This is a genomic window from Halobacillus sp. Marseille-Q1614, assembly GCF_902809865.1.
Classification (GTDB): Bacteria; Bacillota; Bacilli; order Bacillales; family Halobacillaceae; genus Halobacillus_A.
Genome location: NZ_CADDWH010000001.1, coordinates 3,151,776 through 3,178,034, shown reverse-complemented (window position 1 = coordinate 3,178,034; position 26,259 = coordinate 3,151,776). Strand labels below are relative to the sequence as shown.

Genomic DNA, 26,259 nt, shown 5'->3' with positions numbered 1-26,259 from the left:
ATATCCCCTTGTTCATTCACATAACTTTGTATTAAGAAAAGTTATTTTTGGACAGGGGGTTTTTTATGGATCCGGTGCTCGTTATTCTTCTATTGGCTTTGGCGATTCCTCTACTTTTAATTGTAGGAATGCCGGCTTCCCCAATTAAGTGGTTAGGACAAGCTTTTATGAAAGTGGTTATTGCGGTCGTCTTATTGTTTTTTATTAATTTATTTGGAGCGGAGTTTGGTCTTCACATTCCTATAAACGGTTTTACGACGATTGCTTCGGCTTTATTAGGAATACCAGGTATCTTGTCATTAGTAGCGATTCATATATGGGTATTTTAAGAAGGCGGGGTCCTCTGAGGGCTCGGTCTTTTTTATTCCATTTGTGAGGATTGTAACCTGGTACATAGATGAAAGAGAACATGACTTAATGTAAAACTTCTGGTGTGCCGGCATCGAACGGCCCCATAGCATTTGAGCCTGCGGAGAGAGCAGGTTCCTCTTTTTAAAAACTCAACATTGCCCCTTTTAAAAAAACATGAATAAATTTCATGAAAAGTGTTGCATTCATTTTTTAGCCATGGTATATTATTTCTTGTCGCCATAAACAAACGCGACACAGAAAAAAATATCTCGAAAAAAGTTATTGACTTAAATGACTCATCGTGATATATTAATTAAGTCGCTGTTTTAAGGCGAAGCAACATTTTGATCTTTGAAAACTGAACGAACCAACCAGTACGTCAATTTATTCTTTCTATTATATAGAGAGAATTCAAACAAGCACATTCGGTGTGCAAATGAGCAAGTCAAACTACTTTTATGGAGAGTTTGATCCTGGCTCAGGACGAACGCTGGCGGCGTGCCTAATACATGCAAGTCGAGCGCAGGAAGTTAACTGATCCCCTTCGGGGGTGACGTTAGTGGAATGAGCGGCGGACGGGTGAGTAACACGTGGGCAACCTGCCTGTAAGACCGGAATAACCCCGGGAAACCGGGGCTAATGCCGGGTAATCTCCTCCCTCGCATGAGGGAAGAGTAAAAGATGGCTTTCTGAGCTATCGCTTACAGATGGGCCCGCGGCGCATTAGCTAGTTGGTGAGGTAACGGCTCACCAAGGCGACGATGCGTAGCCGACCTGAGAGGGTGATCGGCCACACTGGGACTGAGACACGGCCCAGACTCCTACGGGAGGCAGCAGTAGGGAATCTTCCGCAATGGACGAAAGTCTGACGGAGCAACGCCGCGTGAACGATGAAGGTCTTCGGATCGTAAAGTTCTGTTGCGAGGGAAGAACAAGTACCGTGCGAATAGAGCGGTACCTTGACGGTACCTCGCGAGAAAGCCCCGGCTAACTACGTGCCAGCAGCCGCGGTAATACGTAGGGGGCAAGCGTTGTCCGGAATTATTGGGCGTAAAGCGCGCGCAGGCGGTTCCTTAAGTCTGATGTGAAAGCCCACGGCTCAACCGTGGAGGGTCATTGGAAACTGGGGAACTTGAGGACAGAAGAGGAGAGTGGAATTCCACGTGTAGCGGTGAAATGCGTAGATATGTGGAGGAACACCAGTGGCGAAGGCGACTCTCTGGTCTGTTTCTGACGCTGAGGTGCGAAAGCGTGGGTAGCAAACAGGATTAAATACCCTGGTAGTCCACGCCGTAAACGATGAGTTCTAGTTGTTATGAGGCTTCCACCCCTTAGTGCTGAAGTTAACGCATTAAGCCCTCCGCCTGGTTAGTACGGCCACAAGGCTGAAATTCAAATGAATTGACGGGTTCCCTCACAATCCGTGGAGCATGTGGTTTAATTCGAATCAACGCTAAGACCCTTCCCAGGTCTTTACATCCTTGGACCACCCTAGAGATAGGGTCTTCCCTTCGGGGACCAAGTGACAGGTGGTGCATGGTTGTCGTCAGCTCGTGTCGTGAGATGTTGGGTTAAGTCCCGCAACGAGCGCAACCCCTAATCTTAGTTGCCAGCATTGAGTTGGGCACTCTAAGGTGACTGCCGGTGACAAACCGGAGGAAGGCGGGGATGACGTCAAATCATCATGCCCCTTATGACCTGGGCTACACACGTGCTACAATGGATGGTACAAAGGGCAGCGAAGCCGCGAGGTGTAGCAAATCCCATAAAACCATTCTCAGTTCGGATTGCAGGCTGCAACTCGCCTGCATGAAGCCGGAATCGCTAGTAATCGCGGATCAGAATGCCGCGGTGAATACGTTCCCGGGCCTTGTACACACCGCCCGTCACACCACGAGAGTTGGCAACACCCGAAGTCGGTGAGGTAACCTTTATGGAGCCAGCCGCCGAAGGTGGGGCCAATGATTGGGGTGAAGTCGTAACAAGGTAGCCGTATCGGAAGGTGCGGCTGGATCACCTCCTTTCTAAGGATAAAAGGAACGGCTTTTTAGCCGTCTCCTTCGGAGGACGTACATGGTTGGTTGTTCAGTTTTGAGAGATCAAAGGATCTTCTCAATGTGAACCTTGAAAACTGGATAAGATTTGACAAGACATCAAACCAAAGTAAGAAACGTCTTTTCACGACGATTTAAAAGTTAAGTGAATAAGGGCGCACGGTGGATGCCTTGGCACTAGGAGCCGATGAAGGACGGGACTAACACCGAAATGCCTGGGGGAGCTGTAAGTAAGCTTTGATCCCAGGATCTCCGAATGGGGAAACCCGCTGTTCGTAATGGAACAGTATCCATAACTGAATACATAGGTTATGGAAGGCAGACCCGGGGAACTGAAACATCTCATTACCCGGAGGAAGAGAAAGCAAACGCGATTTCCCAAGTAGCGGCGAGCGAAACGGAATCAGCCCAAACCAGAAAGCTTGCTTTCTGGGGTTGTAGGACACTCCTTTGGAGTTACCAAGAGAGAGGATAGACGAAGTGATCTGGAAAGATCCGCCATAGAGGGTAACAGCCCTGTACTCGACATCCTTTCTCCTCCGGAGTGTATCCTGAGTACGGCGGAACACGAGGAATTCCGTCGGAATCCGGGAGGACCATCTCCCAAGGCTAAATACTCCCTAGTGACCGATAGCGAACCAGTACCGTGAGGGAAAGGTGAAAAGCACCCCGGAAGGGGAGTGAAAGAGAACCTGAAACCGTGTGCCTACAAGTAGTCGGAGCCCATTCATGGGTGACGGCGTGCCTTTTGTAGAATGAACCGGCGAGTTACGACCGTATGCAAGGTTAAGCTGATGAGAAGCGGAGCCGCAGCGAAAGCGAGTCTGAATAGGGCGATTTGAGTATGCGGTCGTAGACCCGAAACCGTGTGATCTACCCATGTCCAGGGTGAAGGTCAGGTAACACTGACTGGAGGCCCGAACCCACGCAAGTTGAAAATTGCGGGGATGAGGTGTGGGTAGGGGTGAAATGCCAATCGAACACGGAGATAGCTGGTTCTCTCCGAAATAGCTTTAGGGCTAGCCTCAGAATAGAAAGTCTTGGAGGTAGAGCACTGATTGGACGAGGGGCCCCTACCGGGTTACCGAATTCAGTCAAACTCCGAATGCCAATGACTTTGTTCTGGGAGTCAGACCATGGGTGATAAGGTTCATGGTCGAGAGGGGAACAGCCCAGACCGCCAGCTAAGGTCCCTAAGTGTGTGTTAAGTGGAAAAGGATGTGGAGTTGCTTAGACAACCAGGATGTTGGCTTAGAAGCAGCCATCATTGAAAGAGTGCGTAATAGCTCACTGGTCGAGTGACTCCGCGCCGAAAATATACCGGGGCTAAACACACCACCGAAGCTGCGGATTGATCCTGATGGATCAGTGGTAGGAGAGCGTTCTAAGGGCGGCGAAGTCAGACCGTAAGGACTGGTGGAGCGCTTAGAAGTGAGAATGCCGGTATGAGTAGCGAAAAAAGAGTGAGAATCTCTTTCACCGAAAGCCTAAGGTTTCCTGAGGAAGGCTCGTCCTCTCAGGGTTAGTCGGGACCTAAGCCGAGGCCGAAAGGCGTAGGCGATGGACAACAGGTGGATATTCCTGTACCGCCTCCTTTCCGTTTGAACGACGGGGGGACGCAGGAGGATAAGGAGTGCGCACGATTGGAAGAGTGCGTCCAAGCAGCAAGACGGTCGGATAGGCAAATCCGTCCGGCAACGTCAAGCTGTGATGGGGAGGGAAATAAAGTACCGAAGCTCCGGACTTCACACTGCCAAGAAAATCCTCTAGTGAGGAAAGAGGCGCCCGTACCGCAAACCAACACAGGTAGGCGAGGAGAGAATCCTAAGGTGAGCGGGAGAACTCTCGTTAAGGAACTCGGCAAAATGACCCCGTAACTTCGGGAGAAGGGGTGCTCCTCTGCCGAGGAGCCGCAGTGAAAAGGCCCAAGCGACTGTTTACCAAAAACACAGGTCTCTGCGAAGCCGTAAGGCGAAGTATAGGGGCTGACACCTGCCCGGTGCTGGAAGGTTAAGGGGATGCGTTAGCTTTTAGCGAAGCGTTGAACCGAAGCCCCAGTAAACGGCGGCCGTAACTATAACGGTCCTAAGGTAGCGAAATTCCTTGTCGGGTAAGTTCCGACCCGCACGAAAGGTGCAACGACTTGGGCACTGTCTCAACGAGAGACCCGGTGAAATTATACTATGCGTGAAGATGCGCATTACCCGCGACAGGACGGAAAGACCCCGTGGAGCTTTACTGTAGCCTGATATTGAATGTTGGTACAGCTTGTACAGGATAGGTGGGAGCCTGAGAAGCCGGAGCGCTAGCTTCGGTGGAGGCGCTGGTGGGATACCACCCTGGCTGTACGGACATTCTAACCCAGGACCGTGATCCGGTCCGGAGACAGTGTCAGGTGGGCAGTTTGACTGGGGCGGTCGCCTCCCAAAGAGTAACGGCGGCGCCCAAAGGTTCCCTCAGAATGGTTGGAAATCATTCGCAGAGTGTAAAGGCACAAGGGAGCTTGACTGCGAGACCTACAAGTCGAGCAGGGACGAAAGTCGGGCTTAGTGATCCGGCGGTACCGTATGGAAGGGCCGTCGCTCAACGGATAAAAGCTACCCCGGGGATAACAGGCTTATCTCCCCCAAGAGTCCACATCGACGGGGAGGTTTGGCACCTCGATGTCGGCTCATCGCATCCTGGGGCTGTAGTCGGTCCCAAGGGTTGGGCTGTTCGCCCATTAAAGCGGTACGCGAGCTGGGTTCAGAACGTCGTGAGACAGTTCGGTCCCTATCCGTCGTGGGCGTTGGAAATCTGAAAGGAGCTGTCCTTAGTACGAGAGGACCGGGATGGACACACCGCTGGTGTACCAGTTGTTCCGCCAGGAGCATCGCTGGGTAGCTACGTGTGGACGGGATAAGTGCTGAAAGCATCTAAGCATGAAGCCCCCCTTGAGATGAGATTTCCCCTAACAATAAGTTAGTAAGATTCCTCAGAGACGATGAGGTCGATAGGTCCGAGGTGGACGCGTGGTGACACGTGGAGCTGACGGATACTAATCAATCGATGACTTAACTTTAAAAGAAAAGCGAAAACGCCTAGGCATTCCTTGGTTTGATTCCAATCAGTCTTATCCAGTTTTGAGGGTTTACCTCAATATAATAGATGAGGTGGCGATAGCGAAGAGGTCACACCTGTTCCCATGCCGAACACAGCAGTTAAGCTCTTCAGCGCCGATGGTAGTCGGGTATATCCCCGTGAGAGTAGGACGCTGCCTCGTCACAGATGAAACCTTAGAAGATATTCTTCTAAGGTTTTTTATTTTGTTGAATTTCCTTATTTTATTTTTTGGTGATTCATTTTTAGCGGGAATGGGCTGTTAAATGACGTTGTTGATATTGTATAGAAAGTTAGGGAAGTTGCGAGCAGTGCTCCCTTTTCTAAACCCAAACAAAAAACATACACGGTTTAATAGAAAAACTTTTAAAAATCTCGTATAAAGTTAATAGATTAGGAGATACTAGAGATAAACTTATTTCTCTAGGAGGCCGAATTGCTGTGAAAACACCTGAATGCTGCAGTATTTGTTCCAAAAAGACTGAAGACGGAATTCATCTATTAAGGGTATACATTTGCGGAGATTGTGAGAAAGAAATGCTAGAAACACCGGCAGATGACCCAAAATACCAATTCTTTATCGATCAAATGAATAAGGCTCACCGTACAGCGATCTATTCTTAATGCCGCTCCTATAGATAGGGGTGGCTTTTTTTCGTTTCTATCATGTAGCATAGACAATGAAACATAGAGAGAACGGGATGGATAATGATGAATAAACAAAACGAGACTCCTTTATTTGACCAGTTGAAGCGTCATGATCAAAAAGACAGCTTATCTTTTCATGTGCCGGGTCATAAGTTTGGAAAAGTTTTTGCAGAGAAGGGCATAGGTCCTTTTGAAAATATATTAAAGCTTGATGCGACAGAAATTAGCGGACTTGATGATTTACACGGAGCTGAAGGTGTCATTTTACATGCGAAGCAGCTGCTTAGCGATTACTATGGAAGCAAGTCCTCTTACTTTTTAGTGAATGGAAGCACTTCTGGAAATATAGCGGCCATTATGGCTTCTGTCCGTCCGGGAGAAAAGGTGCTCGTCCAGAGAAACAGTCATAAATCGGTCCTGCATGGGATTGAGCTGGCTGGTGCAGAACCGGTGTTTGTTATGCCAGAACATGAAGAAGCGACGGGACGTTATAGTAAGATAACGAAAGAAATGATTCATAAAGCATTAAAAGCCCACCCTGAGATTAAAGCGATCGTGTTAACGTATCCTGATTATTTTGGACGCACCTATCAAATTCAGGAGATTATTGAATACAGCCACGTTCAAAAGGTTCCGGTCATCGTTGATGAAGCACATGGTGTTCATTTTAAGCTGGGAGATCCTTTTCCATTATCATCGGTAGACTTAAAGGCCGATATCGTCATTCAATCCGCCCATAAGATGGCTCCCGCGATGACGATGGCGTCGTTCTTACATGTCCAGACAGAGCGAGTAGATCTTTCGAGGCTTGAGTACTGCCTGCAGATGCTCCAGTCGAGCAGCCCATCTTATCCGATCATGGCCAGCCTGGATTTGGCGAGGTATTTTTTAGCTGCTTTTACCGAGGAACAGAAAAGGGAGCTGCTCGAATTCATAGATGAGGTCCGGTCAGGATTAGCCCATTCGCCTTTATTTGAACTTCTGCCTTTAACTGAGCGGGACGACCCTCTGAAAATTACGTTAATTCCACATCCTTCGCTTTCAGGGTTTGAGCTTGCGGAGCAGTTAGAAAATGCCGGACTTTTTCCAGAAATGGCGACGGCAGACCAGGTTCTCTTTACCTTAGGGCTGACTCCTCATATCAATATAGAGGATTTAGAAAAAAGGCTTGAGACGCTGAATTGCCAATTAAAAATTCAGCCCGCTCATGATACAATTAAACGTAAGAATCTATCTATCCCTGCATTGCAGACGCTTGAGGTCAATTATCAGGACATGCAATATAAAACCCCAGTTTTTGTACCATGGAAGGAAGCCGCGGGCAGAATTTGCGCCAAGGCCATTATTCCTTATCCTCCAGGTATCCCGCTCGTTTTAAAAGGGGAGCGAGTGACTAAAGAGCATCATGAGCAGATCCTTTCCCTTCAGCAGGAGAAAGCGAGCTTTCAGAATAAAGATATAGAGCTGGGGATGTGGGTATTTTAAAGGAGAATGGTTTTTTTGAGTGGACTTTTTATTACGTTTGAAGGCGGAGACGGAGCCGGAAAAACGACAGTGTTAAATCAAATCAGCGATTGGCTTAAGGAGAGTGGATACTCGGTTCTTAAGACGAGAGAACCTGGCGGGATTCATATTGCCGAAAGCATTCGTGAGATTATATTAAATAAAGAACATACCACGATGGATGGGCGGACAGAAGCCCTTCTATATGCAGCGGCAAGGCGCCAGCATTTAGTGGAAAAAGTAATGCCTGCGCTTAATGAAGGTCAAGTGGTGTTATGTGATCGGTTTATCGATTCCAGCCTCGCTTATCAAGGATATGCACGGGGACTCGGCATTGACGAAGTATACCAGATCAATCAGTTTGCAATTGAGGGCTGTATGCCTGACGTGACGCTTTTCTTTGATATCCCGCCTGAAGAAGGATTGAAGAGAATCTCAGCTAACGATGAGCGTGAAAAGAACCGTCTGGATCTTGAAGCAGTTGATTTTCATGAACGTGTATATGAAGCTTATCAGCTGCTGCTTAGGAAGTACCCTGAGCGAATTCAATCAATCAATGCCCATCAGGACATAGAGGATGTAGAGGAAGCTGCTAAGGAAGTCCTTCGTCCCTTTTTACTAAAGGGAAAGTAATTTTGGTATAATAGTAAGAAAAACCAAGCAGGAGGAAGTTTCCTATGAAAATGATTATTGCAATCGTTCAAGATAAAGACAGTAATCGTTTAACGGACGCACTGGCCGATAACGATTTAAAGACGACAAAGTTATCGACGACCGGCGGTTTTCTGCGTGAAGGAAACACGACATTTATGATCGGCTGCGATGATAATCAAGTAGACGATGCGTTAGACATTATCCGTAAAAATTGCAGTCAGCGTGAGCAGATGGTAGCGCCTATCTCGCCTATGGGCGGGAATGCGGATTCCTATATTCCAAAACCAGTGAAAGTCGAAGTCGGCGGGGCCACGGTCTTTGTACTGCCTATTGACTCCTTCTTTCAGTTCTAAAGAGGTTCTTTATGAAGATTACGCAGGATATCCGAGCGCAGCTTGATGGATCGAAGCCAAATCGCTCTTCTTCTACAAAGGAAAGACAGAGCTTTGATACCGTTATCCAGTCGCAGTCGAAACAGCTGCAGGAAAAGCAGCATCACCGCTTAATGAACAATATCTCCGCTCAAGGAGATCGTGTCGCCCGGTCCCGCTCGTTTCGGGATCTGGCGAAATATAAAAGGCTGATTAAGGATTTTCTTGATGAGACCGTTACCTACGGTTTGAGCGTTAAACAAAGCCGCAGTTTTGATATCGACGGCCGCAGCCGCAAGCTGATGCTGTTTCGGGCGGTCGATGATCAGTTATCGGAACTGACGGAGGCTGTGATGGATCATGAGAAAAGATCAATTGATGTATTAAGAATCATTGGAGAGATTAAAGGACTATTAATTAATTTGTACACTTAAGGACGGAAACCGTATGACATGGAATGAAATGAGGGAGCTACAGCCGCTGGTAGCCCAAATGCTTGTAAACAGCTTTAAAAAAGATCGAATTTCTCATGCTTACTTATTCCAGGGTGATAAAGGAACAGGTAAGAAGGAGATGGGAACTTTATTTGCGAAAAGTATTTTCTGCAAAGAAAAGGACGGAGCCGAACCGTGCCAGCAATGCCGCGACTGCAGGCGTATCGATTCGGGCAACCACCCGGACCTGCACTGGATTTCCCCAGATGGACAATCGATTAAAAAAGATCAAATTCTCAATTTGCAAAAAGAATTTTCATATACAGGACTTGAGTCCAATCGAAAAGTTTATATCATTGCAGACGCTGATAAAATGACAACAAATGCTTCTAACCGCTTATTAAAGTTTCTCGAAGAGCCGAGCCGCCAGACTACGGCGATGCTTTTAACCGAAAACAGCCAGGCGATTCTTAATACGATTCGCTCCCGCTGTCAAATTCTGGCGTTTCAACCCTTGAATTCTGACCGAATTGTGCAACAATTAGAGGAGCAGGGAGTTTCTGCTTCCAATGCTAAAATGTTAGCTTCTTTGACAAATAATTTAAGTGAAGCTGATGAGTTATCCAACGATGAGTGGTTTGCTAATGCGCGAAAACTAGTGATACAATTAGTAGAAGTGCTTCTTAACAAACCACAAGAAGGACTCTTATTTATCAGCCACCAGTGGATGCCTCATTTTAAAGAGAGACAGCAGCTGCAGATGGGCTTGGACATTCTGATGCTTTGGTATCATGACCTTATTCACCACAATTTGGGCCGGGAACAAGCGATTGTTTTTACACAAGAGAAAGAAAAACGAAACCAGGCTGCATTGAGATGGTCCCGCCAATCTGTAACTAAAGCCCTGTCGCTTATTTTAGAGGCGAAACGAAAGATAGATCAAAACGTCCATCCGACTCTGGTGATGGAACAGCTTACACTTCAACTGCAGAGGTGATGATCAAGTGATAGAAGTTGTAGGTGTCCGATTCAAACAAGCGGGGAAAATATACTACTTTGATCCAGGCGACCTTCAAATGACGACTGAAGATTATGTCATTGTGGAAACTGTCCGTGGAATAGAGTTCGGAAAAATCGTAATCGCGAATAGATCAGTAGACGAAGAAGATGTGGTCCTGCCTTTGAAAAAGGTAATCCGCATAGCTGACGAAAAAGACAAGCTATCCGTCGATGAAAATAAGGAAAATTCCGAAGAAGCCTACCGTATGTGTGAGAAGAAGATACGTGAACATAAATTAGAAATGAATTTAGTCGATGTTGAATATACATTTGACCGGAAAAAAGTAATTTTTTACTTTACCGCCGATGGGCGTGTCGATTTCCGTACGCTCGTAAAAGATCTTGCTTCTGTCTTTAAAACGCGCATTGAGCTTAGGCAGATCGGTGTCCGTGATGAAGCGAAGATGCTTGGAGGCATAGGTCCGTGCGGCAGAATGCTTTGCTGCTCCACGTTCTTAGGAGATTTTGAACCGGTCTCCATTAAAATGGCAAAAGATCAGAACTTGTCATTAAACCCGGCAAAAATATCCGGTTTATGCGGCCGGCTAATGTGCTGTCTTAAATACGAAAATGATGAATACGAATCCGCAAAACGAGAGCTTCCTGATGTAGGGCAGAGCATCGCGACTTCCTACGGCAAAGGAAGAGTTGTCGGGCTTAACATGCTCGAGCGTTTAGTTCAGGTTGAGTTTAAAGAACAGGAACGTACACTAGAGTATTCCTTACAGGAGCTTATCGATGAGGGAGTCGTCCAAACCGAAGCCACAGAATGATGGGGTGGAGTCAACCGTGAATAAAAAGGCTATATTTGAACAAGTATCTCATTTAGAATCGCAAATTGGCGAGCTCTATGAGCAATTAGGTGATTTGAAAAAACAGCTGGCTCATTTACTCGAAGAAAATCAGCATTTATCGGTTGAAAATCATCATTTGCGTCAGCGTTTGGATAGAGAAAATGAACATTCTTCTCAAGGGAGCAGTTCAAGCGGGAAAAGCAAAGTCGTAGGAGAAGGCTATGATAACTTAGCCCGTCTTTATGAAGAAGGGTTTCATATTTGTAACCTTCACTTCGGCAGTCCGCGTGATGAGGATTGTTTGTTTTGTCTATCATTCTTAAATAAAAGTAAATAGTTTTCAGGCCCAAGCCTTTCCTTGCCCACCCGAGGAAGGGCTCTCTTTCTATTCGGCTTTCATTTAATTAAAATGAAAAGTGACACTCCTGCATAAAGTGGGCAAGTCTCCGCAGTCGAGGGACGAGCGGGGAAGGCTTGTCCGCTTAAAAGGGAGCGGTTCCCTTTTTTAATATAGAATAAAAGCCCTTGATTAAAATAAAGGAAGTGCAAGAGAATGGTTGAGTTAAAAGGTGATGAACGAATTGATTTTCTGTTAGCCGAGGAAAACATGCGGATTATACAGAGTGATCAAGTATTTGCTTTCTCTGTAGATGCTGTTTTACTTGCCAGGTTTACCTCTGTGCCGAGAACCCGGGGCAGAATCCTGGACCTGTGCACAGGAAACGGTGTCATTCCGCTGTTTTTATCGAGAAGATCTCAGGTTTCGATAACCGGAGTGGAGATTCAGGAAAGATTACATGATATGGCTGTCCGCAACGTAGAGCTGAATGATTTAAATGACCGTCTTGAGATGATCCACGGTGATTTAAAGGATATGCCCAAAGTCTTGGGAAACGGCCGATTTGATCTGGTCACCTGCAATCCACCTTATTTTCCTACACCGGCTCATGATAAAAGGAATGAAAACGAGCATTTAGCGATCGCACGCCATGAAATTTACTGCTCGCTTGAAGATGTGATTAAATCGTGCAGCCGCCTGACAAAGTCCGGAGGCAAAATTTCCTTAGTCCACCGTCCGGGCCGTCTGGCTGATATGATTGAGCTGTTTAGAAAATACCAAGTAGAGCCTAAACGCATTCAATTTGTTCATCCGAAGCGTGGAAAAGAAGCGAATGTCCTGCTGATTGAAGGAGCGCGTGACGGCAAGCCGGACTTAAAAATTCTTCCGCCGCTCTATACTCATAAGGATAATGGGGAATACAGCGATGAATTCAGGGAGATTTTATATGGAAAGTAAACACTACGTTTATATTATTCGCTGTAAGGATCATTCGTTATATACAGGCTATACCAATGACCTTGATGCCCGGCTTAAGAAGCATGCAGAAGGCAAGGGCGCGAAATATACGAGAGGCCGGGGCCCATTTGTATTAGAATACTGTGAGGCGTATGAGTCAAAGGGAGAAGCAATGCAGCAGGAATATAAAATTAAGCAGTTCTCCCGGGATCAAAAGGAAAAGTGGATTATTTCAAGCAATGGGGGCTCACTACATGAACATCCAAAAAAGCTATACAAAGCGTGAAGGCCAGGGGTCTCTTTATATCGTCCCTACACCTATAGGAAATTTAGAAGATATGACTTATCGTGCCGTTTCCATGTTACAGGAAGCGGACGCGATTGCTGCAGAGGATACGAGAAATACGAAAAAATTGTTAAACCATTTTGAGATTTCTACTCCGCTGATCAGCTATCATGAGCATAATAAGCAGACAAGAGGCCCACAGCTTTTACAGGATATAAAAGATGGACAGATGATTGCAGTTGTCAGCGATGCAGGAATGCCCGGCATATCGGATCCGGGAGCAGATTTAGTTCAGGAAGCCATAGAGGAAGACATCTCTGTTATTGTACTGCCGGGCTGTAATGCTGCACTTCCTGCCCTTGTCGGCTCAGGACTCCCGACTGAGCAATTTTATTTTTACGGCTTTCTGCCCAGAAAGAAAAAAGATCGGCAGGTTATTCTCGAATCCTTAACCAGTCAGGCGTCGACACTTATCTTTTACGAGTCTCCTCACCGCTTAAAGGAAATGCTTGGGCACCTCTATGAACAGTTCGGAAATCGCCAGGTCGCAATCGCCCGTGAGCTTACAAAAAGATACGAAGAATATGTAAGAGGCAGTCTTGAAGAAGTGCTGGAATGGGCAAAAGAAGGAGAAGTGCGTGGAGAATTCTGTGTGATCGTTGAAGGTGCACAGGAAGATGAGTCATCGGATCAATTCTGGTGGAGTCATCTCTCTACAAAAGAACACGTCGAATACTATATAGAGAAAAAGCAGCTGAAGCCTAAAGAAGCCATTAAACAAACTTCGGTGGACCGCAAAATGAAAAAGCGGGATGTCTATCAGGTGTATCATGTAGAATAAAAAAAGAGAGCCCTTACTGCGTGAAGCAGTAAGGGCTTTTTGCTGCGAGCATATGTCAAAGCGTAATTATAGTGATTTAATTAACCAGTTGTATATAGTCTCTTTATTTGTTTGTTAATTGGCCTTGAATTTCTTTTAGAAGCATTTGTGCGCCTTCTTGGCTTAAAACTAAGTTGCCGTTAGCCAGTTTCATATTATTGTCAGATACTTCCCCTGTAACGTGACAAGTCATATTCGGCTTATATTTCTTAAGTACAATGCGATCATCATCGACATAGATTTCCAGTGCGTCTTTTTCATTAATACCTAACGTTCTGCGAAGCTCGATCGGAATTACAACCCGACCTAGTTCGTCAACCTTACGTACAATACCTGTAGATTTCATCTTTTTTTCTCCCCTCAATCAAAAGTATTCGTCAAATATCGACATATGTCTCGCGTAATATAGTACCAACGTTTCCCAAACCTGTCAATTCACAATATTTCCAAAATCGATGGTAAAATTTAACGTCGGCAGAAGAATCAAGTTAGCAGCTGACAACTTAACAAGTATTGCAGGCGCTGGGCTCGACAAATTTCGTCATTCCAAAATTGGGGTAAATATCCATTGTCTATACACTTTAATTTTACCAGAAAATACCTCGCTAGGATATATAATAATTCGACGTTTTCGTCATTTTTTTGACAATTTCATCTTAGTTTCGGTATATTTTAGTGTTAGATATGGATATACAGAAATAAAAGCCAAATCATGGTACAATACCAAATAGAACTGCTCGAATTTAGGAGGGAAACATGATGTCAGAGGAAAAAAAGACATTTTATATTAGTACACCAATCTATTACCCAAGTGGTAATTTGCATATAGGTCATGCTTATACCACGGTAGCCGGGGACGCCATGGCACGTTATAAGCGACTTCGCGGATATGACGTCATGTATCTGACCGGAACAGATGAACATGGTCAAAAGATCCAGCGTAAAGCCGAAGAGGCCGGAGTAACGCCTCAGGCTTATGTGGACGACATCGTTGCGGGAATTAAGAACTTGTGGGATAAGCTCGATATTTCCTACAATGACTTCATTCGTACCACCCAGGACCGCCACAAAAAAGTCGTTGCTAAAATCTTCGATTACCTTCTCGAAAAAGGCGATATCTACTTAGATGAATACGAAGGATGGTACTGTACGCCGTGTGAATCCTTCTTTACAGAACGCCAGTTAGAGGACGGCCACTGTCCGGACTGCGGCGGACCTGTTGAAAAGGTAAAAGAAGAGTCTTACTTCTTTAAAATGAGCAAGTATGTCGACCAGCTGCTTAAGTTCTACGAGGAAAACCCGACATTCATCCAGCCTGAGAGCCGTAAAAATGAAATGATTAATAACTTTATTAAGCCGGGCCTTGAAGATCTTGCGGTTTCCCGTACGACTTTTGACTGGGGCGTCAAAGTACCTTCCAACGAGAAGCACGTCGTCTATGTATGGATTGACGCGCTGAGTAACTACATTTCTGCTCTTGGTTATGATAGTGATAATGATGAACTTTATCAGAAGTACTGGCCGGCCGATGTCCATTTAGTCGGAAAAGAAATTGTCCGGTTCCATACGATTTACTGGCCGATTATGCTGATGGCTCTTGACCTGCCGCTTCCTAAAAAGGTTTTTGCGCATGGATGGATCCTGATGAAAGACGGGAAGATGTCTAAATCAAAAGGAAACGTTGTTGACCCAGTACAATTAAGCGACCGCTATGGTCTTGATGCTCTTCGCTATTACCTTCTTCGTGAAGTACCGTTTGGATCTGACGGTGTTTTCACGCCGGAAGCATTTGTTGAGCGTACGAACTACGACTTGGCGAACGATTTAGGAAACCTGTTAAATCGTACAGTTGCGATGATCAGCAAGTACTTTGATGGTGAAATTCCTAAGCTTACATTATCTGAAGATGAGTATGATAAGAACTTAGAAGCGTTAGCAGCAGAAACTAAGACATCTGTTGAAAAATCGCTTGAAAACATGGAATTCTCTGTAGCGCTGGCCGATCTATGGAAGTTCGTCAGCCGCACAAACAAATATATTGATGAAACTCAGCCATGGGTGCTTGCGAAAGATGACGAGAAGAAGGAACGCCTTGGCAATGTTATGGCACACCTCGCTGAGTCACTGCGCCATATTGCTGTTATGCTTCAACCATTCTTAACAAGTACGCCTAAGCAGATATTCAGCCAGCTTGGTGTTACGGCTGAAGAATATAAGGCATGGGACAGCATTGCTGAATTTAAAGGTCTTCCTGAAGGTACAAGGGTACAAAAAGGAGATCCAATCTTCCCTCGTCTTGATGCAGAGGAAGAGGTACAGATCATCAAAGATATGATGAAGAAGCCTGCTCCCGCACCTGAAAAGAAAAAAGAAGATAAGAAAAATCAGGCAGAGGAAGTAACGATTGACGATTTCATGAAGCTTGATTTCCGTGTTGCTGAAGTGAAGAAAGTGGAAAAAGTGAAGAAGGCGGACAAGCTGCTGAAGCTTCAGCTCGACTTAGGTGAAGAGCAGCGTCAAGTTGTTTCAGGAATTGCCGAACATTATAATGAGGAGCAGCTGACGGGCAAGAAAGTCATCTGCATTACGAACCTGAAGCCTGTTAAGCTCAGAGGAGAACTCTCACAAGGCATGATTTTAGCAGGGGAAGACGATCAAGGTAAGCTGGCGTTAGCCTCAATTGATCAGTCCCTTCCAAACGGAACGAAAGTTAAATAACCAAAAAGGGGAAAAGCAGACATCCAAGCTTTTCCCTTTTTAAATTTTTGTGTTAGTGATGAGAGGGAATCGCGACACTACTGCTTAAAAAAACGGGTTGCCTGCGCACCCCAAAAGATTCCCTCATTACCCAACAGATTTTTAGGAGGAAAAGTAAAAATGCTATTTGATACGCATGTCCATTTAAACGCCGATCAGTTTGAAGACGACTTACAAGAAACCATTGATCGGGCACATGAAGCAGGAGTTCGTTATATGACGGTTGTCGGCTTTGACCGCAAAACGATTCCGCTTGCTATACAGATTGCACAAGAGAATGATCACATCTTTGCAGCAGTTGGCTGGCACCCTGTAGATGCCATTGATATGACACAGGAGGATCTGGAGTGGATTGAGAAGCTGTCTTCCCACCCGAAAGTCGTCGCTTTAGGGGAGATGGGCCTTGACTATCACTGGGATAAGTCACCGCCTGATGTCCAGAAAGAAGTGTTCCGCAAGCAGATTCAGCTTGCAAAAAAGGTGAAAATGCCGATCATTATTCATAACCGTGAAGCCACAGATGATATCGTGCAAATTTTAAAAGAAGAGAATGCAGCTGAAGTTGGCGGTATTATGCATTGTTACAGCGGTCCTGTTGAAACAGCCAAAGAATGTGTCGATATGAATTTCATGATCTCTTTAGGCGGTCCTGTTACATTTAAAAATGCCAAACTGCCAAAAGAAGTAGCCAAAGCAATCGACATCGAGCATTTACTTGTCGAAACGGACTGCCCCTTTTTAGCTCCGCATCCTAACCGCGGAAAACGCAATGAACCCGCCTATGTTACGCTTGTTGCTGAGCAGGTCGCGGAATTAAAAGGCTTGAGCTATGAAGAAGTTTGTGATCGGACCACAGAAAATGCTCTCCAATTTTTCCGAATTAAGTCATAAATTGCAGGACTTTGGAATCAATATTACAAATTTAAGACGAATTGTATAAGAATCGTAATGTAGCTGTTATGTTAATTGACAATTCAAAAGTGCATAATGTAAAGAGTCAGCAGGGTATATGCTGACTCTTTATTTATTTCGGATGAAAAACTTTTGACATATATTTTGAAATTCGTGGGGGAAAGGGATGAAGAAGGAACTATGAAGCTTTGGAATACTCTTCTATCTGTAATGAAATCAGGAATGTTATGGGCATGCTTAGGACTTATTGTTGCCCTGACTTTTATAACGTCTGTTACATATGAAGCTACAAAAGCGTCTGTTCAAGTAACACATAATGGTGATACGCAAATTATCCGTACTCATGCTGATTCTGTTGAAGATTTACTAACTGAACTGAATGTTACTCCAAAAGCTCATGACCTCATCTCCCACGAATTATCTGCCCCCGTTACTTATGGGATGGATGTAGAGTATACAGCTTCTACTCCAGTAAACCTTATGATAAACGATGAATCCCAAACCCTTTATACTACCGCTGATACTGTAGAGTTATTTTTAGAAGAGCAAGGGGTCGAATTAAAAGAACATGATGTCATTTCTCACAGTCAAGAATCTAAACTGATAGATAATATGGAGATTCAAATCGACCGTGCGATTGCAATTACGTTAAATGACGGCGGCGATGAAGAGAAATTATGGACAACCTCGGCTACAGTCGAAGAACTTCTGAATCAGGAAAATATCACATTAGATAAATTAGATGAACTCAAACTTTCTAAAGATGAAAAACTCTCGAATGATATGACGGTGTCTATTAAGCGCATTAAGAAAGTAACAGAAGTTGTCGAAGAAGAGATTGAATATAAAGTTGTAAAAGAGAAAGACGACTCGCTTCATAAGGGAGAAGAAAAAGTCCTTACCGCAGGGGAGCCTGGAAAAGTCAAAAAAGAATACGAAGTGCTCATCGTTAATGGCGAAGAGAAGGAACGTAAACTTGTAGAAGAAGACATTGAAAAAGAGAGTGTCGACGAAATCGTGGCCTTAGGTACGAAAGCAGAAGCTCCAAAGCGCCGTACTGTTGCACAAAAAGAGGACAAGCCGGCTATCGAAAGAACGTCTGCGAAAAAAGCCGAAGCCTCTGTACCTATTAAGTCAGAACCAAAAGAAGACAGCACAAAGACTTTCACGATGAATGCCACGGCTTATACAGCTGACTGTAAAGGCTGCACCGGTAAAACGGCGACAGGCATCGATCTGAAAGCTGACCCGGACAAAAAAGTGATCGCTGTTGATCCTGATGTAATCCCGCTTGGAAGCAAGGTTTGGGTAGAAGGATACGGTACAGCGGTTGCTGGCGATACAGGGGGAGCAATCGAGGGAAATAAGATCGATGTCTTTGTTCCTTCTAAGAGTGACGCAATAAACTATGGAGTACAGACGGTTGAAGTCAAAGTATTAGATTAAAGCGGGCAGAGGAATGCTTTCCTCTGCTTTTTTTCTATGTTTAAGTCGTGGTATGCTATGGAAGATTATTAAAAGCAAGTGATAATTGGAGGATGTACGGTGAAGATAAAAGAAGTCATAGTCGTCGAAGGCCGGGATGATACAGCACGAGTGCACCAGGCCGTGGAGGCTGACACGATTGAAACAAATGGTTCAGCAATAGATGAAGATGTATTGCTCCGTATTGAGCACGCCTACGAAAAGCGGGGTGTGATCGTTTTTACAGATCCTGATTATCCGGGGGAGAGAATCCGTCATATCGTCACAAGCCGTGTCCCGGGATGCAAGCACGCGTTTCTTCCAAAAGACCGGGCACGGGCAAAGCGGGACAAAGGAGTCGGGATTGAGCATGCGTCTTTAGAAGATATCCGCCAAGCACTCTCTGAAGTCTATGAACTGACTGACAGCCATGAGATAACGATAGAGAAAGAGGACTTAATTTATTACGGTCTGATCGGTGGACCAAAGGCTAATGAGCGCCGTAAAAAACTCGGAGCTCTCCTTCATATTGGGGAAACCAACGGAAAACAGCTGCTCAAACGTTTAAATATGTTTCAAATTACTATAAATCAGCTGGAAGAGGCAATGGAACAAATTGTGCAGGAGGAAAACAATGAAAAGTAAAGCGGTAGCAACACCGAAACGAACAAAAGAAATACTCGAAACGTACGGCTTTTCTTTTAAAAAGAGCTTAGGCCAGAATTTTTTAATTGACGTCAATATTTTGAAAAATATCATCGAGCATGCCGGCATTGACAAACAAGCTGGAGCGATTGAAATTGGACCGGGTATCGGAGCTTTGACCGAACAGCTGGCCGAGCACGCGGGAAAAGTAGTGGCCTTTGAGATTGACCAGCGCCTTATCCCTATTTTAGAAGACACGCTTTCAGACTATGATCACGTTAATATTATAAATCAGGACATATTAGAAGCCGATGTTATACAAGTTATGAAAGAGAATTTCGCAGAAGGACAGCCGGTCAAAGTAGTCGCGAACCTTCCCTACTACATCACGACACCGATCTTAATGAAGCTGTTAATGGACCGCCTGCCGGTAGACAGCATTACGGTCATGATCCAGAAAGAAGTAGCTGAACGAATGGCAGCTGGTCCAAATACGAAGAGCTATGGGTCTCTTTCCATTGCCGTTCAGTACTACACAGAAGCCGAAATAGCCATGAACGTGCCCAAGACTGTATTTATGCCTCAGCCTAACGTAGACTCCTCTGTGCTCCATTTAAAGATGAGAGCAGAGCCTCCGGTAAAAGTGGAAGATGAAGAATTTTTCTTCGACTTAGTTAAAGCAACCTTCGGGCAGAGAAGAAAAACATTAATGAACAACTTATCGAGACATTTTAAAAACGAAATGGATAAACAGGAAATCCGCACACGATTGGAAGCAGCCGAGATCGATCCAAGCCGCCGGGGAGAATCTTTAACGATGGAAGAATTCGCTGTCCTTGCCCGCAGCTTTTATAGAAAGTAACAGACCTCTTCCTTTTGCATAGGCTAATGTAGCGTATGTGTGAAGGTGGGATGCTGATGTTAACAAAGGGAGATCTAGTAACAAGGAAGTCATATAACCACGACGTCATCTTTCGGGTAAAGTCGATCGAAGATTCCTATGTTATTTTATTAGGGGAAAATGTACGTTTAGAAGTTGATGCACCTATAGAAGATTTAAAAAAAGTCTCAGGATCTGAATATCAAGAGCGAAAATCACATATTAATAAACAAGAGGCTTGTTCTTATCGCCTGTTTCGTCAGGATTATCGTCTTTTAAAAGAAAAAAGGGACATCGAAGCAAGCAGTGGATATTCGGAACCTGAAGAAGAGAAAGCCAATTATTTTCAGATTTCACCCCGCATTCTCCATATCGATGGCGACGCCTTGTTTTTAAAAAAGTGTGTTCAATTGTATGAACAGCTCGGTTTACAAGTACACGGACAGTATATTCAGGAAAAGAACATGCCTGAAGAAGTCCTGGCACTTGTAAGAAAAATTCAGCCGGAAATCGTTGTTTTAACCGGCCACGATGCTTATTCCAAGTCCAAGGGCTCCATCAAAAGCTTAGATGCCTATCGTCATTCAAAGTATTTTGTTGAAGCTGTCCGAAACTTACGTGAGCATTATCCTCATTTTGACCAGCTCGTCATTTTCGCTGGCGCCTGCCAATCCCATTTCGAATCTATAATTAAAGCAGGTGCAAATTTTGCCAGCTCCCCTGCACGCGTCAACATTCACGCCATTGACCCTGTCTATGTCGCCGCACGCGTCGCCTATACTTCATTTATGGATTACATTAATATCTGGGAAGTTGTCCGTAATACGATCAGCGGTGAAAAAGGGTTAGGAGGTCTACAAACGCGAGGGCTCTTACGAATTGGAATGCCTTACTCTGAGGATGTCGAAAATTAACGAATACAATCATTATCTGGGGAAACGCCGCAGCTTATGGCATGAGGGGATTTTTTATTTTATAAAATTAATAAATTAGCCCCTAATCTACAAATTATTATGTTGACATTGATTTTAACCTATTGGTATAATTAAATATTTTATTTGACTTTGTCCAGAAATGATGGTATATTAATCTTTAGTGAGGTGGAGTGTAGTGGCTAAAACGTTAGTAGAAATCAAACAATCCCTTGAGGGGCAAATTGGTAAACGTTTAACATTAAAAGCAAACGGTGGACGTCGTAAGACAATTGAACGCACAGGTGTTCTTGCAGAAACATACCCTGCGGTATTTATTGTTGAGTTAGACCAAGAAGAAAATGCTTTCGAACGTGTATCATATAGTTATGCAGATGTACTCACAGAGACAGTCGAACTTAGCTTCGACGATTTATCAACAATGGCTATGGAACAGTAACCAAAAAGGTTACTGTTTTTTTGTTTTTTGGGGTACCAGGTACCGGTAGAGCGACAGCGGCGGATCAGCTGAAACGCCGGAAGAGAGCAGGTTGGTACCAGGTACCGAAACTCTTGTTGAGCTCAGAGCCTCTTATATAGCTATTCGGTACCTGGTATCATGAGAGCCACAACCGAGAAATAGTTGAAATGCCTCAGTTACCGAATACTTCCTCACATCTTTTCCCTGCTGACTGCGAATAATAAACGTGTCGTAGCTAGCTATGGCGAAAGGAGCTGAATACGATGGGGCGCAGAAGAAGCATGATGTCCGATTCGTTGAAAGAGGAAATCGCAAAAGAGCTTGGATTTTACGACAAGGTTCAAAAAGAGGGCTGGGGCGGAATTACGACCCGTGACGCTGGGAACATGGTAAAACGTGCGATCCAGATGGCCGAAGAACAGATGATGAACAACAACCAAAAGTAAGTAATGACCGCTCAGCTGTTTGGCTGAGCGGTTTTTTAGGCGTTTAAAAGCTGGCCTAGGCTGGATTTTTCGCAAAAATCGGTGCTGATCGCTAAAAAAGAACAAACGTCAAAAAGCCATGCAAGAACACCGATAAGCCGTCCAGCCCACTTCTCAATCTCGGCCCCTGGCTACAGCTCAGCAAAAAGTCCCAAACCAGCGCGCCGCCGCCTATCCTCGTCACCAAAGCCTCCACACGAACATTTTTTATGATACAATGCTGAAAGAAGATTACGCGCCTTGAGGAGGTGTAGGTATGGTTGTATTAGAAAAAGCGCCGGCTAAAATCAACCTGTCTCTTGATGTGTTACATAAACGTACGGATGGTTACCACGAGGTTGAGATGGTCATGACGACTGTTGACCTGGCCGATCGCATTGAATTATCGCTGTTATCCGGCGGTAAGATTAAAATAGAATCGGAGAGTCGATTTGTTCCAAATGATGAACGAAACTTAGCCTACCGGGCTGCTCAGTTAATGCAGAAGCATTTTCAAATAAAGCAGGGAGTTTATATCTTCCTGGAAAAAAATATACCCGTAGCTGCGGGTCTTGCAGGGGGAAGCAGTGATGCGGCTGCGGTCCTGAGAGGGCTGAATAAGCTGTGGAATATTAATGCGAGTATCGATACGCTGGCAGAGCTTGGGGCGCAGATCGGCTCTGATGTCTCGTTCTGTGTGTATGGAGGTACAGCGGTAGCCCGCGGACGCGGGGAGAAGATTGAGGAGCTTCCAGCACCGCCTCCTTGCTGGGTGGTACTAGCTAAGCCCGCCATTGGGGTATCGACTCAGTCCATCTATCAGAAGCTCAATATTCAAAAAGCCGAGCATCCTGATACGCAGGCGATGATCGATGCGCTTCATAGGGGAAGCTTTGAAGATATTTGCGCCCAGGTGTCAAACACGTTAGAAGGTGTAACGACAAAGCTCCATCCTGAAGTGGACCAGATTAAAGAAAAGATGAAGCAGGCCGGGGCAGAGGCCGTGCTAATGAGTGGAAGCGGTCCGACTGTATTTGCTTTAGTGTCGCAGGACGCGAAGGTTCACCGGATTTATAACAGCCTGAAAGGGTTTTGTCCGGAGGTTTATATGGTCAGAATGTTAGGAACAAGAGAAACCACTTGAAAAAAACCGTACAAATCTGATATATTTAAAGATAATATTCGGATTTTGAGGTGTCTTTCATGAAAAGAAGCGAACGACTGGTGGCGATGACTCATTATGTTCTAGATCAGCCAAGGCGGCTGATATCTCTGCCTTTTTTATCAGAAAAATATGAAGCAGCTAAATCCTCTATCAGCGAAGATTTAGCGATTATTAATAAAATGTTTCAAAATGAAGGGATTGGTCATCTGGAGACAGTCTCCGGAGCGGCAGGAGGAGTAAAATATATTCCCGCTTTTTCAGAGGATTTCAGCAAGTCCTTTGTAAAAGAGCTTTGCGATCGACTGGAGGATCCGGAGCGGATTCTTCCGGGCGGCTATTTGTTTATGAGTGATTTGTTAGGGGAGCCTGAAACGGTAAGAAACATCGGGCGTCTCTTAGCTTCAGCTTTTGCGGACAAGGAAATAGATGCTGTAATGACCGTGGCGACAAAAGGCATCCCGTTAGCCTATGCCGTTGCCTCATACTTGAATGTCCCGGTTGTCATCGTTAGACGCGATCCAAAAGTCACCGAAGGATCTACAGTAAGCATTAATTATGTTTCGGGTTCGACGAGAAAGATTCAGACGATGGTCTTAACGAAACGCTCGCTGGCTGAAGGATCAAAAGTATGTATTATCGACGACTTTATGAAAGCCGGTGGAACGATTAACGGAATGAGAAGCCTGCTGAAGGAATTCAATGCAGAAGTCGCTGGTATCGGTGTTCTTGCGGAAGCGGAAGATGAAGAAGAGGATCGTGTCGTAGACGATTACGTGTCGATTGTGCAGATTATGAACGTTGATAACCGTCAGCCGAAAATTGAAATTCATCCAGGAAACCTTTTCAAAAATTAATATTTATTTTAGAGAGCCTTTATCCTTAGATAAAGGCTTTTTTTGAGTAAAAAGCCTTATATAATTAGAATTTTACATATCTTTTAAATTTTTTTGTGAAATTAGCAGGATTTTCATTTTGTTGTGTGGAATTGGTTTAATAAGTTCTTTTTGGGGAAAAGGTGGTGAACTTTAATGGAAGTAACTGACGTAAGACTGCGACGCGTAAATACCGAAGGAAGAATGCGAGCAATTGCTTCTATTACCTTGGATCAGGAGTTTGTTGTCCATGACATAAGGGTGATTGATGGCAACAACGGCTTGTTTGTAGCTATGCCTAGCAAGCGCACTCCTGATGGTGAATTCCGTGATATCGCCCATCCAATCAACTCAGGGACACGCGGCAAGATTCAGGAAGCAGTGCTTGAAGAGTATCACAATGTAGGTGAAGCGGAATCAGAAGTTGAATTTGAAGAAGCAGGTGCTTCTTAATTTAAGAGTCTTTAAAAAAGGAAGTCAGACCTTCAAGGGGGGTCCGGCTTCCTTTTTGTTTTGAGCTGCTGTTAAAAAGATGGTTGGATGATTTGGAGCACGAAATTCCTGCTTTAAAAATGGACGGCCTGCGGACCCCGGAGTGAGGTCGAGATCGAGGATGCCCTGATAAAAAAGAAGTTCGATTAAGTTCTGTACGTCCTCAAAAGACATGTCTTTTTCTGCGGTGGACGTGAAATCAGCGAGTTCTTTGTCTGCTGCCATCGAGCGAGCTCACGTCTTGTGGGACCGCAAAAAGCGAGCAGTCTCCCTATAATAATTAAAAGAGCTTTGGAAATAGCCTGGGACCTTACAATGGCAATAGGTACATGTTGAAATCATATTGGTTTTAAGATATTATTCATAATGGATAAATAGGATGGAGGTTCCTTCATGACCCAAAAATATGCAGTAGTTTTAGCCGCTGGCCAAGGTACCCGTATGAAGTCAAAACTGTATAAAGTTTTGCATCCAGTTTGCGGGAAGCCTATGGTTCAACACGTGGTTGATCAACTTAATAAATTACAGCTTGATGAATTAATAACTGTTGTCGGTTATGGTGCTGAAAAAGTACAAGACCAGCTCGGAAAAGACAGTCATTATGTGATCCAGGAGGAACAGCTTGGAACAGGTCATGCTGTTCAGCAGGCGGAAAGCATTTTGGCAGGAAAGCAGGGTGTTACGATAGTTGCTTGTGGTGACACTCCTTTATTAACAGATGAGACCCTTCAAAACATGATCGATCATCATGTGGAAAAAGAGGCGAAAGCAACTATTCTTACGGCGCATGCCGAGGATCCGACAGGCTACGGCCGTGTCATTCGCGGTGGAAATGGCCAAGTGAAGCGGATTGTTGAGCAAAAGGATGCCTCTGAGGAAGAGCAGGCCGTACAGGAAATCAATACAGGAACGTATTGCTTTGACAATGAGCTGCTTTTTGAATCCTTACAGAATGTTTCCAATGACAATGCACAGGGAGAATATTACCTTCCAGACGTCATTCAGATTCTAAAAGATCAGGGTGAGGTCGTAAGTGCGTATCAAACGACCGACTTCTCTGAGGCATTAGGAGTAAATGACCGAGTTGCTTTGGCCAAGGCTGAAAAATTGATGAAGCAGAGAATTAATGAAGCTCATATGCGTAATGGAGTTACGATTGTTGATCCTGCACAGACGTACATCGGACCTGACGTAACGATTGGACAGGATGTTACGATCTATCCTGGTTCAGTTATTGAAGGGCCCACAATTATAGAAGATGATGTAACTGTCGGACCTCACTCCACGATTACGAACTGTTCTGTCGGTGCAGGCACAGTAGTTAAGCAAAGTGTAGCAGCAGACAGCCGTATTGGAGAGCGGGTTCAGATTGGGCCATTCGCTCATATTCGTCCTGATTCTTCATTAGGAAATGATGTTAAAGTCGGCAATTTTGTAGAAATTAAGAAAGCATCGTTTGGAGATGGAAGCAAAGCTTCACACTTAAGCTACATTGGAGATGCAGAAGTGGGGAGCGGAGTGAATGTCGGTTGTGGTACAATTACTGTGAACTATGATGGTGCCAATAAACATTTGACGACTATTGAGGATGAGGCCTTTATCGGCTGTAATTCGAACTTAATCGCTCCAGTTACAGTAGGCAAAGGAGCTTATGTAGCGGCTGGATCCACCATTAATCAAGATGTACCAGCAGATGCATTATCTATCGCTCGATCTCGTCAAACGAATAAAGAAGGCTACGCTAGTAAAATGCAGCCGAATAAAAAAGATTAACGGAGGGTTCATC

The 26,259-nt window shown here is 44.8% G+C and carries 26 protein-coding genes and 3 rRNA genes; 27 read left to right on the top strand and 2 right to left on the bottom strand.

The window, feature by feature from the left end; translation table 11 throughout:
• Positions 1 to 65: 65 nt before the first annotated feature.
• From HUS26_RS15975 to rsmI, 15 genes are all read left to right on the top strand, one after another.
• Positions 66 to 329, top strand: a complete 264-nt coding sequence (locus HUS26_RS15975) for a pro-sigmaK processing inhibitor BofA family protein (RefSeq protein ID WP_173918040.1) — start codon at positions 66 to 68, stop codon at positions 327 to 329.
• Between the two features lie 477 nt (positions 330 to 806).
• Positions 807 to 2,375 (top strand): 16S ribosomal RNA (locus HUS26_RS15970).
• A 169-nt stretch (positions 2,376 to 2,544) separates the two neighbouring features.
• Positions 2,545 to 5,466, top strand: a 23S ribosomal RNA gene (locus tag HUS26_RS15965).
• A gap of 87 nt (positions 5,467 to 5,553) precedes the next feature.
• A 5S ribosomal RNA gene (gene rrf, locus HUS26_RS15960) occupies positions 5,554 to 5,667 on the top strand.
• Together the 16S, 23S and 5S rRNA genes form the textbook arrangement of a ribosomal RNA operon.
• Before the next feature lie 278 nt (positions 5,668 to 5,945).
• On the top strand, positions 5,946 to 6,128 hold the full coding sequence (locus HUS26_RS15955) for a sigma factor G inhibitor Gin (RefSeq protein ID WP_173918039.1): 183 nt from the start codon (positions 5,946 to 5,948) through the stop codon (positions 6,126 to 6,128).
• Positions 6,129 to 6,215: 87 nt separating this feature from the next.
• On the top strand, positions 6,216 to 7,637 hold the full coding sequence (locus HUS26_RS15950) for an aminotransferase class I/II-fold pyridoxal phosphate-dependent enzyme (protein ID WP_173918038.1): 1,422 nt from the start codon (positions 6,216 to 6,218) through the stop codon (positions 7,635 to 7,637).
• A 15-nt stretch (positions 7,638 to 7,652) separates the two neighbouring features.
• On the top strand, positions 7,653 to 8,288 hold the full coding sequence (tmk, locus tag HUS26_RS15945; protein WP_173918037.1) for a dTMP kinase: 636 nt from the start codon (positions 7,653 to 7,655) through the stop codon (positions 8,286 to 8,288).
• A gap of 44 nt (positions 8,289 to 8,332) precedes the next feature.
• Positions 8,333 to 8,662, top strand: a complete 330-nt coding sequence (locus HUS26_RS15940; RefSeq protein ID WP_173918036.1) for a cyclic-di-AMP receptor — start codon at positions 8,333 to 8,335, stop codon at positions 8,660 to 8,662.
• Between the two features lie 11 nt (positions 8,663 to 8,673).
• The gene (locus HUS26_RS15935; protein ID WP_173918035.1) at positions 8,674 to 9,114 is read left to right on the top strand and encodes a YaaR family protein; all 441 of its coding nucleotides are present in this window, start codon (positions 8,674 to 8,676) and stop codon (positions 9,112 to 9,114) included.
• Positions 9,115 to 9,127: 13 nt separating this feature from the next.
• Entirely contained in the window at positions 9,128 to 10,111 is a 984-nt protein-coding gene (holB, locus tag HUS26_RS15930; protein WP_173918034.1) for a DNA polymerase III subunit delta', read from the top strand.
• Positions 10,112 to 10,118: 7 nt separating this feature from the next.
• Entirely contained in the window at positions 10,119 to 10,946 is an 828-nt protein-coding gene (locus tag HUS26_RS15925; RefSeq protein WP_173918033.1) for a stage 0 sporulation family protein, read from the top strand.
• 16 nt (positions 10,947 to 10,962) lie between these two features.
• Complete coding sequence (gene yabA, locus HUS26_RS15920; RefSeq protein WP_173918032.1) at positions 10,963 to 11,304, top strand: DNA replication initiation control protein YabA; 342 nt, start codon at positions 10,963 to 10,965, stop codon at positions 11,302 to 11,304.
• 216 nt (positions 11,305 to 11,520) lie between these two features.
• Entirely contained in the window at positions 11,521 to 12,264 is a 744-nt protein-coding gene (locus HUS26_RS15915) for a tRNA1(Val) (adenine(37)-N6)-methyltransferase (RefSeq protein ID WP_173918031.1), read from the top strand.
• Positions 12,254 to 12,550, top strand: a complete 297-nt coding sequence (locus HUS26_RS15910; protein ID WP_173918030.1) for a GIY-YIG nuclease family protein — start codon at positions 12,254 to 12,256, stop codon at positions 12,548 to 12,550. Before HUS26_RS15915 ends, HUS26_RS15910 begins: the two co-directional genes overlap by 11 nt.
• The gene (gene rsmI, locus HUS26_RS15905) at positions 12,519 to 13,391 is read left to right on the top strand and encodes a 16S rRNA (cytidine(1402)-2'-O)-methyltransferase (RefSeq protein WP_173918029.1); all 873 of its coding nucleotides are present in this window, start codon (positions 12,519 to 12,521) and stop codon (positions 13,389 to 13,391) included. The genes HUS26_RS15910 and rsmI overlap by 32 nt, the downstream gene beginning before the upstream one ends.
• A 103-nt stretch (positions 13,392 to 13,494) precedes the next feature.
• Here the strand turns inward: rsmI and HUS26_RS15900 are convergent, their stop codons facing one another.
• Positions 13,495 to 13,776, bottom strand: coding sequence for an AbrB/MazE/SpoVT family DNA-binding domain-containing protein (locus HUS26_RS15900; RefSeq protein ID WP_173918028.1), 282 nt, complete (start codon positions 13,774 to 13,776; stop codon positions 13,495 to 13,497).
• Between the two features lie 413 nt (positions 13,777 to 14,189).
• Between HUS26_RS15900 and metG the strand changes: the two genes are divergently transcribed.
• The 11 genes from metG (at position 14,190) to spoVG (ending at position 24,434) form a co-directional block, all read left to right on the top strand.
• Complete coding sequence (metG, locus tag HUS26_RS15895; protein WP_173918027.1) at positions 14,190 to 16,148, top strand: methionine--tRNA ligase; 1,959 nt, start codon at positions 14,190 to 14,192, stop codon at positions 16,146 to 16,148.
• A 159-nt stretch (positions 16,149 to 16,307) separates the two neighbouring features.
• Positions 16,308 to 17,078: a TatD family hydrolase gene (locus HUS26_RS15890; protein ID WP_173918026.1), complete on the top strand. Its 771-nt coding sequence runs from the start codon at positions 16,308 to 16,310 to the stop codon at positions 17,076 to 17,078.
• A 201-nt stretch (positions 17,079 to 17,279) separates the two neighbouring features.
• Positions 17,280 to 18,545, top strand: coding sequence for a G5 and 3D domain-containing protein (locus tag HUS26_RS15885; protein ID WP_173918025.1), 1,266 nt, complete (start codon positions 17,280 to 17,282; stop codon positions 18,543 to 18,545).
• Between the two features lie 99 nt (positions 18,546 to 18,644).
• Positions 18,645 to 19,208: a ribonuclease M5 gene (gene rnmV, locus HUS26_RS15880; protein WP_173918024.1), complete on the top strand. Its 564-nt coding sequence runs from the start codon at positions 18,645 to 18,647 to the stop codon at positions 19,206 to 19,208.
• Entirely contained in the window at positions 19,198 to 20,070 is an 873-nt protein-coding gene (gene rsmA, locus HUS26_RS15875) for a 16S rRNA (adenine(1518)-N(6)/adenine(1519)-N(6))-dimethyltransferase RsmA (RefSeq protein WP_173918023.1), read from the top strand. Before rnmV ends, rsmA begins: the two co-directional genes overlap by 11 nt.
• Positions 20,071 to 20,126: 56 nt before the next feature.
• Positions 20,127 to 21,002, top strand: coding sequence for a sporulation peptidase YabG (gene yabG, locus HUS26_RS15870; protein WP_173918022.1), 876 nt, complete (start codon positions 20,127 to 20,129; stop codon positions 21,000 to 21,002).
• 196 nt (positions 21,003 to 21,198) lie between these two features.
• Positions 21,199 to 21,459 (top strand): biofilm formation stimulator Veg, encoded by a 261-nt coding sequence (gene veg, locus HUS26_RS15865; protein WP_173918021.1) that lies wholly within the window; start codon positions 21,199 to 21,201, stop codon positions 21,457 to 21,459.
• Positions 21,460 to 21,743: 284 nt separating this feature from the next.
• The gene (locus HUS26_RS15860; protein WP_173918020.1) at positions 21,744 to 21,926 is read left to right on the top strand and encodes a small, acid-soluble spore protein, alpha/beta type; all 183 of its coding nucleotides are present in this window, start codon (positions 21,744 to 21,746) and stop codon (positions 21,924 to 21,926) included.
• Positions 21,927 to 22,221: 295 nt separating this feature from the next.
• Positions 22,222 to 23,088 (top strand): 4-(cytidine 5'-diphospho)-2-C-methyl-D-erythritol kinase, encoded by an 867-nt coding sequence (gene ispE, locus HUS26_RS15855; RefSeq protein WP_173918019.1) that lies wholly within the window; start codon positions 22,222 to 22,224, stop codon positions 23,086 to 23,088.
• A 59-nt stretch (positions 23,089 to 23,147) separates the two neighbouring features.
• A complete protein-coding gene (gene purR / locus HUS26_RS15850) occupies positions 23,148 to 23,963 on the top strand; it encodes a pur operon repressor (RefSeq protein WP_173918018.1) in 816 nt (271 codons plus the stop codon).
• Positions 23,964 to 24,137: 174 nt separating this feature from the next.
• Positions 24,138 to 24,434 (top strand): septation regulator SpoVG, encoded by a 297-nt coding sequence (gene spoVG, locus HUS26_RS15845; protein ID WP_173918017.1) that lies wholly within the window; start codon positions 24,138 to 24,140, stop codon positions 24,432 to 24,434.
• A 24-nt stretch (positions 24,435 to 24,458) separates the two neighbouring features.
• Here spoVG and HUS26_RS15840 read toward each other — a convergent pair whose 3' ends face one another.
• Positions 24,459 to 24,698: a hypothetical protein gene (locus tag HUS26_RS15840; RefSeq protein WP_173918016.1), complete on the bottom strand. Its 240-nt coding sequence runs from the start codon at positions 24,696 to 24,698 to the stop codon at positions 24,459 to 24,461.
• A gap of 168 nt (positions 24,699 to 24,866) precedes the next feature.
• Between HUS26_RS15840 and glmU the strand changes: the two genes are divergently transcribed.
• Complete coding sequence (gene glmU / locus HUS26_RS15835) at positions 24,867 to 26,246, top strand: bifunctional UDP-N-acetylglucosamine diphosphorylase/glucosamine-1-phosphate N-acetyltransferase GlmU (protein ID WP_173918015.1); 1,380 nt, start codon at positions 24,867 to 24,869, stop codon at positions 26,244 to 26,246.
• The last annotated feature ends 13 nt before the right edge of the window (positions 26,247 to 26,259 follow it).

Excerpts from the sequence above, each read along its gene's own strand:
- HUS26_RS15860 (WP_173918020.1), top strand. The coding sequence starts at position 21,744 with ATGGGGCGCAGAAGAAGCATGATGTCCGATTCGTTGAAAGAGGAAATC.
- HUS26_RS15975 (WP_173918040.1), top strand. The coding sequence starts at position 66 with ATGGATCCGGTGCTCGTTATTCTTCTATTGGCTTTGGCGATTCCTCTA.
- holB (WP_173918034.1), top strand. The coding sequence starts at position 9,128 with ATGACATGGAATGAAATGAGGGAGCTACAGCCGCTGGTAGCCCAAATG.
- HUS26_RS15910 (WP_173918030.1), top strand. The coding sequence starts at position 12,254 with ATGGAAAGTAAACACTACGTTTATATTATTCGCTGTAAGGATCATTCG.
- HUS26_RS15940 (WP_173918036.1), top strand. The coding sequence starts at position 8,333 with ATGAAAATGATTATTGCAATCGTTCAAGATAAAGACAGTAATCGTTTA.
- glmU (WP_173918015.1), top strand. The coding sequence starts at position 24,867 with ATGACCCAAAAATATGCAGTAGTTTTAGCCGCTGGCCAAGGTACCCGT.
- HUS26_RS15900 (WP_173918028.1), bottom strand. The coding sequence starts at position 13,776 with ATGAAATCTACAGGTATTGTACGTAAGGTTGACGAACTAGGTCGGGTT.
- rsmI (WP_173918029.1), top strand. The coding sequence starts at position 12,519 with ATGAACATCCAAAAAAGCTATACAAAGCGTGAAGGCCAGGGGTCTCTT.
- HUS26_RS15935 (WP_173918035.1), top strand. The coding sequence starts at position 8,674 with ATGAAGATTACGCAGGATATCCGAGCGCAGCTTGATGGATCGAAGCCA.
- HUS26_RS15950 (WP_173918038.1), top strand. The coding sequence starts at position 6,216 with ATGAATAAACAAAACGAGACTCCTTTATTTGACCAGTTGAAGCGTCAT.
- HUS26_RS15915 (WP_173918031.1), top strand. The coding sequence starts at position 11,521 with ATGGTTGAGTTAAAAGGTGATGAACGAATTGATTTTCTGTTAGCCGAG.
- HUS26_RS15840 (WP_173918016.1), bottom strand. The coding sequence starts at position 24,698 with ATGGCAGCAGACAAAGAACTCGCTGATTTCACGTCCACCGCAGAAAAA.
- HUS26_RS15885 (WP_173918025.1), top strand. The coding sequence starts at position 17,280 with ATGAAGCTTTGGAATACTCTTCTATCTGTAATGAAATCAGGAATGTTA.
- metG (WP_173918027.1), top strand. The coding sequence starts at position 14,190 with ATGTCAGAGGAAAAAAAGACATTTTATATTAGTACACCAATCTATTAC.
- yabG (WP_173918022.1), top strand. The coding sequence starts at position 20,127 with ATGTTAACAAAGGGAGATCTAGTAACAAGGAAGTCATATAACCACGAC.
- HUS26_RS15890 (WP_173918026.1), top strand. The coding sequence starts at position 16,308 with ATGCTATTTGATACGCATGTCCATTTAAACGCCGATCAGTTTGAAGAC.
- rsmA (WP_173918023.1), top strand. The coding sequence starts at position 19,198 with ATGAAAAGTAAAGCGGTAGCAACACCGAAACGAACAAAAGAAATACTC.
- ispE (WP_173918019.1), top strand. The coding sequence starts at position 22,222 with ATGGTTGTATTAGAAAAAGCGCCGGCTAAAATCAACCTGTCTCTTGAT.
- spoVG (WP_173918017.1), top strand. The coding sequence starts at position 24,138 with ATGGAAGTAACTGACGTAAGACTGCGACGCGTAAATACCGAAGGAAGA.
- purR (WP_173918018.1), top strand. The coding sequence starts at position 23,148 with ATGAAAAGAAGCGAACGACTGGTGGCGATGACTCATTATGTTCTAGAT.